This is a genomic window from Streptomyces poonensis, from assembly GCF_014650915.1.
Lineage (GTDB): Bacteria > Actinomycetota > Actinomycetes > Streptomycetales > Streptomycetaceae > Streptomyces > Streptomyces poonensis.
Window position 1 is genome coordinate 382,306 of record NZ_BMVW01000005.1, and the last position, 15,222, is coordinate 397,527.

At 75.0% G+C, this 15,222-nt stretch carries 12 protein-coding genes; 10 read left to right on the forward strand and 2 right to left on the reverse strand.

Annotated features, from left to right (window positions below):
- Positions 1 to 41 precede the first annotated feature (41 nt).
- From IE242_RS16700 to IE242_RS16735, 8 genes are all read left to right on the forward strand, one after another.
- Positions 42 to 1,190 (forward strand): glycosyltransferase family 4 protein, encoded by a 1,149-nt coding sequence (locus tag IE242_RS16700; RefSeq protein WP_189859886.1) that lies wholly within the window; start codon positions 42 to 44, stop codon positions 1,188 to 1,190.
- Positions 1,191 to 1,531: 341 nt separating this feature from the next.
- Complete coding sequence (locus IE242_RS16705; RefSeq protein WP_229859014.1) at positions 1,532 to 2,242, forward strand: class I SAM-dependent methyltransferase; 711 nt, start codon at positions 1,532 to 1,534, stop codon at positions 2,240 to 2,242.
- Complete coding sequence (locus IE242_RS16710; protein ID WP_189859888.1) at positions 2,239 to 6,690, forward strand: alpha-(1->3)-arabinofuranosyltransferase domain-containing protein; 4,452 nt, start codon at positions 2,239 to 2,241, stop codon at positions 6,688 to 6,690. The genes IE242_RS16705 and IE242_RS16710 overlap by 4 nt, the downstream gene beginning before the upstream one ends.
- Positions 6,687 to 8,042, forward strand: coding sequence for a condensation protein (locus tag IE242_RS16715; protein ID WP_189859890.1), 1,356 nt, complete (start codon positions 6,687 to 6,689; stop codon positions 8,040 to 8,042). The genes IE242_RS16710 and IE242_RS16715 overlap by 4 nt, the downstream gene beginning before the upstream one ends.
- On the forward strand, positions 8,039 to 8,815 hold the full coding sequence (locus tag IE242_RS16720) for a class I SAM-dependent methyltransferase (protein ID WP_189859892.1): 777 nt from the start codon (positions 8,039 to 8,041) through the stop codon (positions 8,813 to 8,815). The genes IE242_RS16715 and IE242_RS16720 overlap by 4 nt, the downstream gene beginning before the upstream one ends.
- Positions 8,816 to 8,906: 91 nt before the next feature.
- A complete protein-coding gene (locus IE242_RS16725; protein WP_189859992.1) occupies positions 8,907 to 9,134 on the forward strand; it encodes a Trm112 family protein in 228 nt (75 codons plus the stop codon).
- Between the two features lie 88 nt (positions 9,135 to 9,222).
- Positions 9,223 to 10,143, forward strand: coding sequence for an FkbM family methyltransferase (locus IE242_RS16730; RefSeq protein WP_189859894.1), 921 nt, complete (start codon positions 9,223 to 9,225; stop codon positions 10,141 to 10,143).
- Complete coding sequence (locus IE242_RS16735; RefSeq protein WP_189859896.1) at positions 10,028 to 10,624, forward strand: hypothetical protein; 597 nt, start codon at positions 10,028 to 10,030, stop codon at positions 10,622 to 10,624. The genes IE242_RS16730 and IE242_RS16735 overlap by 116 nt, the downstream gene beginning before the upstream one ends.
- A 69-nt stretch (positions 10,625 to 10,693) precedes the next feature.
- Here IE242_RS16735 and IE242_RS16740 read toward each other — a convergent pair whose 3' ends face one another.
- Complete coding sequence (locus tag IE242_RS16740; RefSeq protein WP_189859898.1) at positions 10,694 to 11,584, reverse strand: ATP-grasp domain-containing protein; 891 nt, start codon at positions 11,582 to 11,584, stop codon at positions 10,694 to 10,696.
- Between the two features lie 151 nt (positions 11,585 to 11,735).
- Here IE242_RS16740 and IE242_RS16745 point away from each other — a divergent pair, with 151 nt between their 5' ends.
- Entirely contained in the window at positions 11,736 to 12,809 is a 1,074-nt protein-coding gene (locus IE242_RS16745) for a MerR family transcriptional regulator (protein WP_189859900.1), read from the forward strand.
- A 35-nt stretch (positions 12,810 to 12,844) separates the two neighbouring features.
- On the opposite strand, the gene IE242_RS16750 is transcribed toward IE242_RS16745, so the two are convergent.
- Positions 12,845 to 13,561 carry a FadR/GntR family transcriptional regulator gene (locus IE242_RS16750; RefSeq protein WP_189859902.1) on the reverse strand — a complete coding sequence of 239 codons (717 nt, stop codon included), beginning with the start codon at positions 13,559 to 13,561 and terminating at the stop codon, positions 12,845 to 12,847.
- A 200-nt stretch (positions 13,562 to 13,761) separates the two neighbouring features.
- Between IE242_RS16750 and IE242_RS16755 the strand changes: the two genes are divergently transcribed.
- A complete protein-coding gene (locus IE242_RS16755; protein WP_189859904.1) occupies positions 13,762 to 15,165 on the forward strand; it encodes an SLC13 family permease in 1,404 nt (467 codons plus the stop codon).
- Positions 15,166 to 15,222 lie beyond the last annotated feature (57 nt).

Here is a 15,222-nt window from a genome sequence, read left to right on the forward strand (position 1 = left end):
CCACGCTGGGTCCCGCCCCCCGAGACGAGTTGGAGCACTCAATGCCCCAGCACGTGCCGTTCTCGCTGCTCGAGGCGTTTCCACGCAGCGCGCAGCACCCGGCGCACCCCCCACAGCCGCGCCGCATCGTCTTCCTCGCCCGCCGGGACCTCGGCAACCCGGCGGCAGGCGGATCCGAACTGCTGGTCGACCGGCTGGCCGGCGGGCTGTCCCGGCTCGGCCACCAGGTGACCCTGCTGTGCGGCGGCCCGGCGGCGTTCCGCGAGTACCGGGTCGTGTCGGCCGGCGGCGATCTGAGCCACTATCTGCGTGCCCGGCCCGCGTTCGCCCGCCAGGTCGGCACCTGCGACCTGCTGGTCGAGGTGTGCAACGGCATGCCGTACCTGGCGCCCCTGTGGCACCGCGGACCGACGCTCTGTCTCGTCAACCACGTCCACACCGATCTGTGGCGGATGCGGTTCGGCGGGCCGCTCGCGCCCGCCGCGCGCGTCGGCCGAAGACTCGAGCACTGGGCGCTGGCGGGCGTGCAGCGCCGCAATCTGCTGGTCGCCGTCTCCCCGTCGACGGCACACGCGCTGCGGGCGATCGGCGTGGACCGCGAGCGGATCAGAGTGGTGCACAACGGGGTCGAGGAACCGGGCCCGCGGGCCGAGCGGTCGCCCGAGCCGCTGTTCGTGGCGGTGGGACGGCTCGTGGAGTACAAGCGGATCGATCTGCTGCTGCGGCTGTGGGAGCGCGTGCGGCCGGTGACGGGAGGGCAGCTGGTGATCGTGGGAGACGGCCCGGAGCGGGCCCGTCTGGAGCGGCTCGCGGGCCCGGACGCGACCTTCGCCGGCCATGTGCCCGAGACGGAGAAACACCGGCTGCTGTGCGCCGCGTGGCTGCTGGTGCACCCCTCCGCGGTGGAGGGGTGGGGCCTGGTGGTCACCGAGGCCGCGGCGCGCGAGACACCCACGGTCGGCTTCGACGTGCCCGGCCTCCGGGACTCCGTGGTGGACGGCGAGACGGGTGTGCTGACCCGGGGCGAGTCGTCGTTCGCCGCCGCCTGGTGCGCCCTCGCCCTGTCCGCCGAGCGCCGCGCCCTCATGGGCAAGGCGGCCCGGGAACGCGCCGCCGGCTACCGCTGGAACCACACGGTCCGCCAGTTCCGGGCGGTGGCGTCCGAGGCGGTGAGGAGCTGGTCGCCGTGACGGCGCCCTCGGGGGCGGAACGGACGAACGGGCGGTGGCAACTCCGGGCCGCCGCGGGCTCCGGTCGGCGGCCCGCCGGTTGGCGATTGCCCGGTTGGCGGTCGCCCGGCCGGTGGTTGTCCGGCTGGTGGGTGTCCGGTTGGCGGGTGCCCGGCCGACGGTTGCCCGGCCGCGCGCTGCCCGACCGGCAGCCGCCCGACTTGCGGCTGCCCGGCCGACAGCTGCCCGGCTGGCGGCTGCCCGACCGGCAGACACCCGGCTCCCAGACGCCCGACCAGCAGTCACCCCACCGTCGGCCACCCCACCGGCAGTCACCCCACCGCCGGCCGAAAGACCCCTCCCTGCGGCGCTCGGTCGTCCTCCTCCGCGCCTTCCTGCGCGAGCAGGACGACCCGGCGCGCTGCTACGCCGTGCTCGCCCGGGACGCCGCCGACCAGGTCGAGGCGTACGGCGGGCCGGTGCGGGGCCGTACGGTCGTGGATGTCGGCGGGGGCGGCGGGTACGTCACGGCGGAGCTCCGGCGGCGCGGAGCGTACGCGTACCTGTTCGAGCCGGATGTGCGGGAGCTCGGGGCGGAGCCGCCCGAGGGGGCCGTGCTCGCGGACGGGTATCTGCTGCCGCTGGCCGACGGCGTCGCGGACGTCTGCTTCTCCTCCAACGTGCTGGAGCACGTCGCCGACCCGCAGATCCTCCTCAGCGAGCTGGTGCGGGTGACCCGGCCCGGCGGGCTGATCTATGTGTCGTTCACCAACTGGCTGTCCCCGTGGGGCGGTCACGAGTGGTCGCCCTGGCACTACCTGGGCGCCGAGCGGGCCCGCGCCCGCTACCGGCGCCGTACCGGCCGACCGGCCAAGCACACCCTCGGCGAGAACCTCTTCGCCGTGCACATCGGACCCACCCTGCGGCAGGTGCGCGAGCGCGACGACGTCACGGTCGTGACGGCGCGCTCCCGCTACGCGCCGTTCCTCGCCCGGACCGTCGTGAAGGTGCCGGTCCTGCGCGAGTTCGCCACATGGAACCTCCTCCTCATTCTCCGGCGGTGTCCAGCATGACGAACACGGTCCAGGCTCCCCCTCCCACGCCGGTCCGCCCCGCGGGGCCCGCCGCGCGCCCCGGCGAGGGCCCGCGGTCGCGTCGCTGGCTGCTGGGGTTCTGGGCCGTGGTGTTCGTCCTGTTCCTGGTCGTGTCGCCCGGGCGGATGACGTTCGAGACGAAGCTCGGCGTGGCGCTCGACCCGCTGCAGTTCCTGTCCGACCTGGAACAGCTGTGGCACGACCGGGGCGGCTTCGGCGGGATCGCGGACCAGTACATCGGCTACCTCTGGCCGATGCTGCCGTACTACGCGCTGTGCGACCTGCTGCATGTGCCGGTGTGGCTCGCGGAGCGGCTGTGGCTGTCGCTGGTGGTGACCGTCGCCTTCTGGGGGGCGCTCCGGCTGGCCGAGCGACTGGGAATCGGCAGTCCGGCCTCCCGGCTGCTCGGCGCGGTGGCGTACGCGCTGTGGCCGACGTTCACGATCGTGGTCGGCTCGACCTCGGCGGCCGTGCTGCCGGGCGCGTTCCTGCCGTGGGTGCTGCTGCCGCTGACGGACGAGCGGTACAGCGCGCGGGTCGCCGCCCTGCGCTCGGCGCTGATCATCCCCTTCATGGGCGGCGTCAACGCGGCGTCCACCCTCGCGTCCCTGCTCCCGGTCGGCCTGTACCTGCTGTCCCGCCCGCGCGGCCCCCGCCGCCGCAAGCTGATCGCCTGGTGGGCGCCCGGGGTGATCCTCGCGACGGCGTGGTGGGTGATACCGCTGCTGCTGCTCGGCGCCTACGGCGAGAACTTCCTGCCGTACATCGAGACAGCGCAGACCACGACGGCCACCATGTCGGCCACCGAGGTGCTCCGCGGCGCCGGGAACTGGGTGGCGTACCTCCACTTCGGCGAGGCGTGGCTGCCCGCGGGCTGGACCGTCGCCTCCTCGGTCATCGTGATCGTCTGTTCCTCGCTCGCCGCCGGACTCGGTCTCGCGGGGCTCGCCCGGCGGGACATGCCCGAGCGCCGGTGGCTGGTGCTCACGGTGCTGACCGTCGCGGTCGTCACCCTCGCCGGGTACGGGGGCGTGTTCGGGGGCCCGCTCCACGAGACGGTGCAGGGCCTGCTGGACGGCGCCCTGGCGCCCTTCCGGAACATCTACAAGTTCCAGACCGGACTGGCGCTCGCCCTGGTCCTGGGGCTCGCGCACCTGGTGGGCGTGGCCGGCCGGACGCCCAAGACCGAGCGGACGCACAAGGCCGGGCGCGGGACCGCGCGCGGAACCCGGCGGGTACGCGGCCGGCGCTTCGCGCCGCTGGTGGCCGCGGTCCTGGTGCTGCCCGGGCTGCTGTGGCCGTACCTCAACGGGTCGATCCTCCAGCCCGGCTCCTTCCAGGAGCTGCCCCGGTACTGGCGGACGACGGCCGACTGGCTCGCGGACCACTCGCCCGACTCCCGCGCCCTGGTCGTCCCCGCCGCCGCGCACGGCCTCTACACCTGGGGCTCCCCCATCGACCAGCCACTGGACGTGCTCGCGAAGTCCCGTTGGGCGCAGCGCGACTTCGTGCCCTTCGGCACGCCCGGCAACCGGCGCGCCATGGACGCGGTCGAGCAGGCGCTGCTGACGGGCGGTGAGGTCCCGGGCCTGGCCGACTACCTGAGCCGCGCGGGCCTCCACTACGTGGTCGTACGCAACGACCTGGACCCGGACCAGATCGGCGCCGTACCGACGACGACCGTGAAACGGACCCTGGAGCAGTCCGGGTACGAACGGGTGACGGGCTTCGGGCCGATGACGACCGGCGGGCGGATCGCGGAGGGCACCCCGTTGCAGGTCGAAGGGCTGTACCCGCGCCTGCGCGCCGTGGAGGTCTACCGGCCGCCCGAGGGCACGCCCCGCCCCGGCCGGGCCGGGCTGAAGCCGGTCGCGGACACGGCCGTCGTCTCCGGCGGCCCCGAGGCGCTGCTGCCGCTCGCCGCCGGTCCCGCGGTGCGCGGCCGGCCCACCGTGCTGACCGGCGACGCCCACCCCGGTCTCGGCGTCCCCGCCGTACAGGTGACCGGTGACGGGCTGCGCCGCGCGGACACCCGCTTCGGCCTGGTGAACGCCAACACCTCGTACACGTACACCCCGGCCGAGCGGAACCCCGAGGGCAGCCTCCAGGACCCCGGCAGGGAGCCGCGCCAGATCCTCCCCGTGTCGGGCATCGAGCACCAGACGGTCGCCGAACTGCGCGGCGCCCGCACGGTGACCGCGTCGACCAGCGGCAACTGGCTGTTCCACCTCCCCCAGTACGACCCGGTGAACGCCTTCGACGGCGACCCGGACACGGCGTGGGCGGAGGGCGCGCCGGGCTCGGCGGACGGGCAGTGGCTCCGGATCGGGTTCGACGGCCTCCAGGACGTCCCGGACACGTTCACGGTGACGCCGCTGCCGCAGGACGGGGTGCGGTCGGCGCCGGTCCGGGTGCGGGTGGAGACCGCGCGCGGCGCCGTCACCAGCTTCCTGCGGACGGACGGCTCGACGCAGCGTGTCCGGGCCCGCGCCGGTACGACGGACTGGCTGAAGCTCACGATCGTGGAGTCGGAGGAGCGGCGGGCCGGGGTGGCCGGCGCGGGCTTCTCCGAGATCGCCATCCCGGGCGTACGGGTGACCCGCGTGCTGCGGCTGCCCACCGACGCCGCGCGCTCCGCCGCCCCCGGCGAGGTCGTCTCCCTGCACCGCGCCGCCGATCCCACCGGTTTCTCCCCGACGGGCACCGAGCCCGGACTGCACCGGCGCTTCACGGTCTCCGAGGCGGGCCGTTACCAGGTGCGGGCCACCGCCGTACCGGTGCCGGGCCCGGAACTCGACCGGCTGCTGTACGAGGTGGCGCCCGAGCGGCGCGCCGGGGTCACCGCGGCCGCGGACTCGACGGCGGCCCTCGGCCCGGGCCTCTCCCCCCGCAACCTCACCGACGGCGACCTGACGACGGCCTGGATCGCGGGCGACCGCCCCACGATCCACCTCGGCTGGTCCGGCCGGAAGAAGATCGACAGCATCGTGCTCGCCCCGGCGGGCGGTCTGTCGGCCCGTGCGACGCGGGTGGAGATCAGCTCGCCGGACGGCGCCGCGGTCGCCGCCGTGGACGAGCACGGCTGGGCCCGCTTCCAGCGGATCACCACCGACCGGCTCGACATCACGATCACCGACACCGAACGACTCACCCTGCACAACCCGGTCGCGGGCGACGACCTCCAGCTCCCGGCCGGACTGGCGGAGGTGTACCTCCCGGCACTCACCGAGGGCCAGCGGACCCCGTGGCCGCCGGGGGACCGCGCGTTCTCCCTCCCCTGCGGGCGCGGCCCGGTGCTCACGATCGACGGCGACCCGTACGAGACGGGCGCGCGGGGCACCGTACGGGACCTGGCCGAGCGGCGCGGCGTCGAGGTGACGCTCTGCCGGGGCGGCCGGCAGGACGCCGAGGTGCAGTTGGAGGGGAGCGCGCACCGGGTGGAGTCCGCGGACGCCGGCCCGCTCGCGGTGACGGACGTGACACTCACGCGCGGCGACGTGACGGAGGCCTCGGCCACCGGTGCCGGTGCCGGTCCCGGTGCCGCTGCCGATGACCGGGAGCTGCGGATACGGGACTGGCTCGGTGACCGCCGTGAGGTGACGGTCGGCCCGGGGGTGGCCTCGTACCTGACGACGTACGAGAACGTGAACAACGGCTGGAAGGCCACCCTGGACGGCCGCGAGCTCACTCCGCTGCGGCTCGACGGCTGGCAACAGGGCTGGTACGTCCCGGGCGGCACGGGCGGCACGGTCGAGCTGTCGTACGAACCGGCCACCGTGTACGAGGCCGGGCTGCTCGGCAGCGCCGTCGGGCTGGCCGCGCTGATCGGCGCGGTGCTCTGGCGGCGCCGTTCGCCCAACCCCGACGCGCCGCAGCCCGTGCCGCCGGAACCCGGTGTCCGGCTGGGCACGGTGGCGCTGACGCTCGCCGGAGTCATGATCGCCGGGCTGCTCGGGCTGGTGGTGCCGGTGCTGGCGCTGCTGGCGTGGAGGCGGCACGCGCTGCTGGTGCCGCTCGCCTTCCTGGCACTCGCCGGGGCGGGGGTCGCCGCCGCCACCGGGGCCGGTGAGCCCCCGGCCGCCGGGGAGGGCGCGTTCGGGCCGGTGGCTCAGGTGCTGGCGGTGCTCGGGCTGTTCGCGGGGCTGGTGAGCGTCGGGAGGCGGGCGCGGCCGGCGGCCGAGGGGCCTCCGGCCGACGGGGCCTCCGGTGACGGGGCCTCCGGCACCGGCACCGGCACCGGCACCGGTCCAGATGATGCCGGTTCGACGCTGCCCTACGGGATACCGCCTGTACCGCCCGCAGGGCCCGCCCCACCGCCCGGCTCGGAGGCATCGACGGAGCAGCTGCCGCCGCCGCGGCCGCAGCGGCCGGAGAAGGGTGACGGCCCGGAGAAGGGCGACAGCCCGGAGAAGGGTGAAGGCGCATGACCGCTGTGGAACACCCCGCGCGCAACGGCACGGGCGGTCCCGTGCGGCCACCGGCCCGCGTCCCGTTCCCCGTGGTCGACGAGGTCACCCGGCACTGTCTCCAGGAGGAGGTGCCGGAGACGGTCCACATCGAGGTCCATCTGCCGGGCCGCCTGGACCCGGTCCGGCTGGGAGCCGCCTTCACCGAGGCGCTCCACCGCCACCCCCGCAGCCTGATGCGGGAGGCGCCGGGGCCCTGGTACCGCCGCCGCTACGAGTGGGAGCTGAGGGCGGACCCGGACGTCGACCTGGTGACGTACGTGCCGTACGGCCCGGACGCGCTGCGCGACGCCCGGACGAGGGCGCTGGCCGAGGCCCCGCCGCTGTCGGCGGCGCCGCCGCTCCGCGTGGAGGTGGTCGAGGGAGCGGCCGGCCGTGCCCCGGGGTCCCCGTACGCCGCGGGCGGCGACGGCACCGTCCTGCTCCTCACCCTCAACCACACCGCCCTGGACTGCCCCGCCTGCCTGCGCGTCCTCGCCACCGCCGCGGAGCTGTACGGCGGCCGGGACAACTCCCCCGCCACGCCGCCGGCCCGGCCGGCGGGCCCGGCGGGCCCGCCGGAGGTCGACGGCCCGTCCGTCTGGGCCCCGCCCGCCCGGGTGGCCCACGGCACCCCCGAGCCCGCCCCGGCCGCGGGCAACGGCCTGCTCGTCGCCGAACTCGCCGTGCCCCGCCGCCCGGAGGGCTCCCCGTACACCGTGAACGACCAGCTCATGGTCGCCACGGCCCTGATGATCGCCCACTGGAACCGGGAGCACGGCGCCCGCCCCGCGCCCCTGCGCATCTCGATGCCGGTCGACGACCGCCCCCGCAACGCGGACATGCCGATCGGCAACGGCACCCGCCTGCTGGAGGTGCCTTTCGCGCCCGACGAGCTCGACCCCGCCCGCGTGGGCGAGCTGCTGCTCCGTACGGCCGGGCGCACCCGCGTCCTGAAGTCCCTGGCCCGGCCCCCGCTCGGCCACACCGCCGCCCTGCTGACCGCCCCGGTCGTGCCCGTGGCCTGGCGGGGCGCGCTCACCCGCGGACTGCGCCGGGCGGCCGCGCCCTGGACGTCGACCACCCTGCTCAGCAACATCGGCCGCGTCCCGTACCCGCTGGACTTCGGGGAGGACGCCGGCCGCGCCCGCGCCGTGTGGTTCTCGGCGCCGGCCCGGATGCCGCGCGGCCTCACCGTGACGGCGGCGTCCACCGCGGACCGCCTCCATCTGGCCCTGCGCTGGTCGCGGGCGCTGCTCGGACCCGGCGACGGCGCGCGGCTGCGCGACCTCTTCGAGCGCTTCCTGCACCTCACCGGGGAGGGCTCGCCGTGAGCGCGACCACGAACAGGACCACGAGCACGGCCACGACCGCGAGCCCGGCCACCCCCGAACGCGACGGCCTGCGGGGCTTCTACGAGAACCCCGCCGTCCCCGTCGCCTCCGGCACCGCCCGCAGCATCCGGCAGGCCCGCATGCTGGCCGCCGCCCTCGGCCCGGCCACCGCGGGCGTGAGGACCGTCCTGGACATGGGATGCGGCGACGGCACGGCGGCCGCCACCGCGGCGCCCCTGCTCGCCGGTCACCGCATCATCGGCGTCGACTGGTCGCAGGACGTCCTGCGCCGCGCCCGCACCCGGCTGCCGTACGTGGTGCGCGGCGAACTCAGCGACGGCGGGCTGCCGTTCGCCACCGCGGGCGCCGACGCCGTGCTGTTCAGCGAGGTCGTCGAGCACCTCGTCGACCCGGACGGCGCCCTGGAGGAGATCCACCGGGTGCTGCGCCCGGGCGGCCACCTGATGCTGTCCACGCCCAATCTCGCCGCCTGGTACAACCGCGCCCTGCTGCTGGCGGGCGTGCAGCCCGTCTTCTCGGAGGTGAGCCTGCGCGCGGTCCACGGCCGTCCGGGCACCGAGGTGGTGGGCCATCTGCGCCTGTACACGGCCCGCGCGCTGCGGTCGTTCGTGGCCGCGTCCGGCTTCGAGGTCGTACGGCTGCGGGGGGCGCCCTTCCACGGCGTACCGCGTCCGCTCCGGCCGCTGGACCGGCTGGCCTGTGCGCTGCCGTCCGTCGCGTCGCTCCTGCTGCTGCACGCGCGGAGGTCCTGAAATGGGACGGGGCACACTCGCCCCCGCCCGGCCGAGAAGCCGCCACCCCATGAGAAGCCGCCACCCCATGAGGAGCCGACACCCCATGACGATGCACCCCGACGACCCGCTGCTGAAGATCCTGGCGTGCCCGCTCGACAAGGGCCCGCTGCTCCTGCTCGTCCAGCGGGAGGCGCCCCGCGCGGCGGAGGCGCTCTACAACCCGCGGCTGCGCCTCCGTTACCCCATCGTCGACGGCATCCCGCAGTTGCTGCCGTCCTCGGGCGAACAGGTGACCGAGGACGAGCACGAGGAACTGGTCCGGCGGACGGCGTCCTGACGCACCGCGACACGCCGCGACACGCCGCGACACGCCGCTGTACCGGCGGTGTCGGCATACCCGTCCCGCCGGCGCGGCAGAAAGCCTTATGACCCTGGCCGCCCGGCTCGCCCCCCACCTGCCCGAACGCCTGGTCGCCGCGGCGGCCGGGTTCGTCTATCCGCGCTTCGAACCGGAGCTCGCCAGACTCGGCGACCTCTGCCCGCCCGGCTGCGGCACGGCCGTGGACGTCGGCGGCTGGTACGGCCCCTGGACGCGCCGCCTGTCCCGGCGGGCCCGGCAGGTGGTCACCGTCGAACCGGTCCCCCGGCTGGCCCGGCTCCTCACCGCGGCGGCCCCCGCCAACGTCCGCGTGGTCGAGGCCGCCGCCTCGGACCGCACCGGCACCGCACGGCTGTGGCTGCCGCCGGGCGACGACGGCGAGCGGGGCGTGTCGTCCCTGCTCCGCCGGGACATCCACGCCCGCGCGCTGCCGGTTCCGCTGGTCACCCTGGACGGGCTGGGGCTGCGGGACGTCGGCTTCATGAAGATCGACGTGGACGGCGGCGAACCGGCGGTCCTGCGCGGCGCGCACGGCATCCTGACCCGTGACCGCCCCGTGCTCTTCGTCGAGCTGGAGTCCCGTATCCAGCCGATCGCCCCGGTCGTCGACCTGCTCGCCGGGCTCGGCTACGCGGGCTGGGTCCTGCCGGGCCGCACCTGGCTGCCGCTGGACCCGACGGCCCTGGAGACCCACCAGGCGAGAGTGTCGTACGTGGCGACGCAGGGCCTGGTCCGCCGGACACTCCCCTTCCGCGGCCTGTGGGGCCCCCGGTACGTGAACTCGGTGCTGTTCCTGCCGGACGGCCGCCGCCCGGCCGCACCGGCACCGGCTCTGCGCCACCATGGGGGCCATGCCCTCCGCCGCGAAGCCCCCCGCCGGGCCGTTCACCCCCCTCGACCTCCAGCTCGTCCTGCTGCGCCGCATGGCCGACCACAACCCGGAACTGGTGGCGGACGCCCGTCGTGAACTGGGCGTCTCGATCACCGACATGCGCGAGGCGAACAAGCGCTGGCAGGCGATGCTCCGCTCGCCCCGCTCCCGTCCGGCGGCGGCATCGCGGTACCGCTCGATCCTGGGCGCACCGGAGTCGGTGACCCCCCGGACGATCGGCGACCTGGAGTGCGAGGCCCTGCGCTGGCCGCTCCCCCTCTGGCCGGACCTGCGCTTCGAGGTGATGCTCGCCCCGAACGGCGCCGTCTGGAACGAGTGGCTCGTCCGCGCCCCGGACGCCCCCGGCCCGGAGCTGCGCACCCTGGCCGACCTCACCCCCTGGTCCTGCACGGTCGACGAGGCCGCCCGCGCCTTCGCCCCCGCCCGCCCCCTGGAGGGCACCGCTCCCACGCGGTTCGGGCTCTCCTTCACGGCACCGGACGAGGAGGGCGTACGGCGGGAGTGCGTGGCGGAGTTCACGTGGGGGCTGCTGCAGCGGGTGGCGGTCACCGGCTGACGGCGAAGGCCCTCACCACGCACCCGTCACGCACCCGTCACGGGCCCGCGGCCCGGCCTGACACACCCGTCACACGCCCGCGGCCCGGCCTATCGCCTCCGCCACGGCCCGCACCGACTCCGGGTGCAGCCAAAGGAACAGGTTCGGCTCGATCAGCTCCAGCTCCATCACGCACGGCCGCCCGTCCTCCCCGTCCACGAGGTCGACGCGCGCGTACAGCAACCCGGACGCTCCTCCCGGCACGGCGGCCAGCGCCCGATCGGCGACGGCGAGTTCGGCGCCGGTCGGCTCCCACACCCGCAGGTCCGGGTGGGGCATCTTGTCGGCGTCGTACGGTGTGCCCGGCGTGAGCACGGCGCCCTTCCGGCTGGCGTGCAGCAGCCGGCCCCCGTAGAACTGCAGGGCCCGCTCCCCGGTCGTGTCGATGCCGGTGAGGTAGGGCTGCACCATCGCCGTGAACTTCTCGGCGTGCATCCGCTCGATCTGCCGTACGGCGGCCTCCCGCTCCCCTGCCGCGTACCGCGCCGCGAACCGCGCGCCCGCCCCGGAGGTGGGCTTCACGACGTACTCGCGGTCCTCCGGCAGCTCGACGGGGTCGCCGGGTGCGATGTACCGGGTGGGCACGACGGGCACCCCGGCGTCCGCGAGCTCCCCGAGGTAGCGCTTGTCGGCGTTCCAGCGCACGATGTGGGCCGGGTTGGCGAGCCGGGTCGCCCTCGCGCACCGCTCGGCCCAGTCCGCGAACTCCTCGGCCCGCCAGCTGTAGTCCCAGGTGGACCGTATGACGGCGAGGTCGTACGCACCCCACTCGGCCTCCGGGTCGTCCCAGTGCACGACCTCGGCCACGGCTCCGGTCTCGTCCACCGCCCGCGCCAGCACCGGCAGATCACTGTCCTTGTGCCCGTCGGCGCCGGGGTCGTAGGTGACGAGCGCTATGCGGGAGGGGGCGGTGCGGGCCACAGGGTCTCCATCCTCGTACAAATGTCCAGGCCGGTGGTGCCCGCGCAGGCTAACAACGATCTCCGCGACCGCCGCAACACATTTGGCGTTGACCTTCCCCTTCGGTGAAGCCGCAGCATCGAGGGCGAACGAGGAACACCGGGGGGAACCCATGAGCATGCTGACGATCGGCGCCTTCGCGAAGGCGAGCCGGCTGTCGCCGAAGGCCCTGCGCCTGTACGACGAGCTGGACCTGCTGCGGCCGGCCCGGGTGGACCCGGACACCGGTTACCGCTACTACGCGGCCGGGCAGTTGGAGCGGGCCCGGCTGGTGGCGTGGCTGCGGCGGCTCGGGATGCCCCTCGCGCGCATCCGGCACGTCTGCGCGCTGGACGGACCGGCCGCGGCCCGCGAGATCCGGGCGTACTGGGCGCGGGTCGAGGCCGAGACGGCGGCACGCCGGGACCTGGCGGCGTTCCTCGTGGACCACCTTTCCGAGACGTCCGAGGAGGACACCGCCATGCTGGAACTCCGTTACGCCTCGCTCTCCGACACCGGCCTGGTGCGCCCCGCCAACCAGGACACGGCCTACGCGGGCACCCGCGTACTGGCCGTGGCCGACGGCTTCGGTGCCACCGGGGCGCCCGCGAGCACGGCCGCCGTGGAGGCGCTGAAGGTCCTGGACCGCGAGACGCTCCCCGCGGGCAGCGTGCTGAACCTGCTGGAGGACGCCGTGCAGGGGGCGACGCGGGCCGTACGGGACGTCGCGGGCACCGAGGAGGAGGGCACGACCCTGACGGCCATGCTCTGGACCGGCTCGCAGCTCGCGCTCGTCCACATCGGCGACTCGCGCGCGTACGTGCTCCGCGACGGCGCGCTCTTCCAGATCACCCACGACCACACGCTCGTCCAGTCGATGATCGACGAGGGCCGCCTGACGCCGGAGGAGGCCGCCGCGCATCCCCAGCGCGCCCTGCTCCTCAAGGGCCTCTACGGCGGCGACGCCGTCCCGGCGCCCGACCTGCGCCTCCAGGACGCCCGCCCCGGCGACCGCTACCTGCTCTGCTCGGACGGCCTGTCCGCGGTCGTCCCGACGGAGGAGATCCGCGCCGTGCTCGCCTCGGTGCCCGCTCCCGACACGGCGGTCCAGGCCCTGGTGAACCGGGCGAACGAGGCGGGCGGCCCGGACAACGTGAGCTGTGTGGTGGCTGACGTGGTGGAGGTGGGGCAGGCGGGGCAGAACTGACCGGACCGACCCCGTCGCGGCACCGGGCCCGCTTCCTACCGCTCCTCCCGCTCCTCCTCCGGGTCCCAGTCCAGCAGCCGCACCTTCGCCACCGTCCGCACATGACGGCGCATCGCGGCGGCCGCCCGCTTCGGCTCCCGGCCGGCGACGGCGTCGAGGATGGCCCGGTGCTGGGCCAGGGAGCGGTGGGGGCGGCCCGGCTGGCGCAGGGACTCGGTGCGGCTCTCGGCGATCTGCTCGGCGATGGAGCGCATGAACTCGGCGAGCAGACCGCTGTGCGCCGCCGCCGTCACCGCCGCGTGGAACAGGCGGTCGCCCTCCACCCCGTGCGCGCCCTCCTCGATCTCCCGCTCCATGTGCGCGAGCGCGGACCGGATGGCGGCGAGATCCTCCTCCGTACGGCGCTCGGCGGCGAGTTCGGCGAGCTTGGTCTCCAGGGCCTCCCTGGCCTCCAGCACGTCGGGCAGGCGCCGCCGGCGTTCGACGAGCTGCTCCACGGGCTCGACGTCGAGGCTGTCGCGGACGAGATACGTCCCGCCGCCGTGCCGCGCCTCCACCAGGCCCTGCACCTCCAGGACCACGATCGCCTGCTTCACCGAGGCGCGGCTGACGCCGAGGCGCTGGGCGAGGTCGCGCTCGGGCGGCAGGCGGTCCCCGGCGCGCAGCCCGCCCTCGGCGACGTACTGGCGCAGACGGTCGAGCACCTGCTCGTAGAGGCGCTGCTTCGTCATGGGACGCAGGGCGTCGGTCACGGGGTCCCCCCTCTCCTCGGGAGCGTAACACCGCGCCCATGAGTGGCCGAGTGGCTGAGCCAATTTCCGCGTGACCCCTTGACCAGCTTCCGCACCGGGTCCACGCTGACCGGCCAGTACCCCGAATTGGCTCAGCCACTTGGCCAATGGCTGCGCCCACGATGCCCCGACCGCTCCGGGACCCAACGACGGGAGCCCGTATGTCCCCCGAACTCATCTCGATCCTCGTGCTCGTCGTGGTGTTCGTCATCGCCACCACGCGCTCGGTCAACATGGGCGCCCTCGCCTTCGCCGCCGCCTTCGGCGTGGGCGGGCTCGTCGCCGGACTCGACGCGGACGGCGTCTTCGCCGGCTTCCCCGGCGACCTGTTCGTCGTCCTCGTCGGCGTCACGTACCTCTTCGCCATCGCCCGCGCCAACGGCACCACCGACTGGCTGGTGCACGCCGCGATCCGGCTGGTGCGCGGGCGGGTCGCGCTCATCCCCTGGGTGATGTTCGCCCTCACCGGCGTGCTGACCGCGATCGGCGCGGTCAGTCCGGCCGCCGTCGCGATCGTCGCACCCGTCGCGCTGAGCTTCTCCGCCCGGTACGGGATCAGCCCGCTGCTGATGGGCACGATGGTCGTGCACGGCGCGCAGGCCGGGGGTTTCTCACCGATCAGCATCTACGGCTCGATCGTCAACGGCATCGTCGAGCGGGAGCGGCTGCCCGGCAGCGAGATCACGCTCTTCCTGGCCTCCCTCGTCGCCAACCTCGTCATCGCGGGCGTCGTGTTCGTCCTCTTCGGCGGGCTGAAGCTGTGGGCGCGGGGGACCGTGACCACCGACCGGGGCGACGGGAACGCGACAAGCACCGGCACCGGCGGAGGAGCCACCGACACCGGCAGAGACACCGCCGGCACCGGCAGGGGCTCCGGCGGGACCCGCGCCGCCACGGTCACCACCACGGCCCCCACCACCACAGCCCCCTCCACTCCGGCCCGCGCCGAGGACGCCCCCGGCACCCGCCTCACCCCCGCCCGCGCCGCCACCCTCGCCGCCCTGGTCGCCCTGGTCGTCGCCGTCCTCGGCTTCGATCTCGACGCGGGCCTCGCCTCGATCACCCTGGCCGTGCTGCTGAGCGCCGTCTGGCCGGCGGACAGCCGGACCGCGGTCGGGCAGATCGCCTGGCCCACGGTGCTGCTGATCTGCGGTGTCCTCACCTACGTCGGCGTCCTGGACGAGATGGGCACCATCACCTGGGCCGGCGAGGGCGTCGGCGGCATCGGCGTCCCGCTGCTGGCCGCGGTGCTGCTCTGCTACATCGGCGCGCTCGTCTCGGCGTTCGCCTCGTCGGTGGGCATCATGGGCGCGCTGATCCCGCTGGCGGTGCCGTTCCTGGCGCAGGGCGAAATCGGCGCAATCGGCATGGTGTCGGCGCTCGCCGTGTCGGCGACCGTCGTGGATGTAAGCCCGTTCTCGACAAACGGCGCCCTCGTGCTCGCCGCGGCACCGGACGTCGACCGTGAGCGTTTCTTCCGGCAGTTGATGGTGTACGGAGGGATCGTGGTCGCGGTGGTGCCCGCGGCGGCCTGGCTGGTGCTGGTCGTGCCCGGCTGGGGATGACCTCGGACTGTTCCACGAACCGCCTCACGAACTGTGATCGACGAAGGAGTACGACGC

Coding starts and splice junctions, on each gene's coding strand:
- IE242_RS16700 (WP_189859886.1), top strand. CDS start 42: ATGCCCCAGCACGTGCCGTTCTCGCTGCTCGAGGCGTTTCCACGCAGC.
- IE242_RS16735 (WP_189859896.1), top strand. CDS start 10,028: ATGCCCTCCGCCGCGAAGCCCCCCGCCGGGCCGTTCACCCCCCTCGAC.
- IE242_RS16755 (WP_189859904.1), top strand. CDS start 13,762: ATGTCCCCCGAACTCATCTCGATCCTCGTGCTCGTCGTGGTGTTCGTC.
- IE242_RS16725 (WP_189859992.1), top strand. CDS start 8,907: ATGCACCCCGACGACCCGCTGCTGAAGATCCTGGCGTGCCCGCTCGAC.
- IE242_RS16730 (WP_189859894.1), top strand. CDS start 9,223: ATGACCCTGGCCGCCCGGCTCGCCCCCCACCTGCCCGAACGCCTGGTC.
- IE242_RS16715 (WP_189859890.1), top strand. CDS start 6,687: ATGACCGCTGTGGAACACCCCGCGCGCAACGGCACGGGCGGTCCCGTG.
- IE242_RS16710 (WP_189859888.1), top strand. CDS start 2,239: ATGACGAACACGGTCCAGGCTCCCCCTCCCACGCCGGTCCGCCCCGCG.
- IE242_RS16745 (WP_189859900.1), top strand. CDS start 11,736: ATGAGCATGCTGACGATCGGCGCCTTCGCGAAGGCGAGCCGGCTGTCG.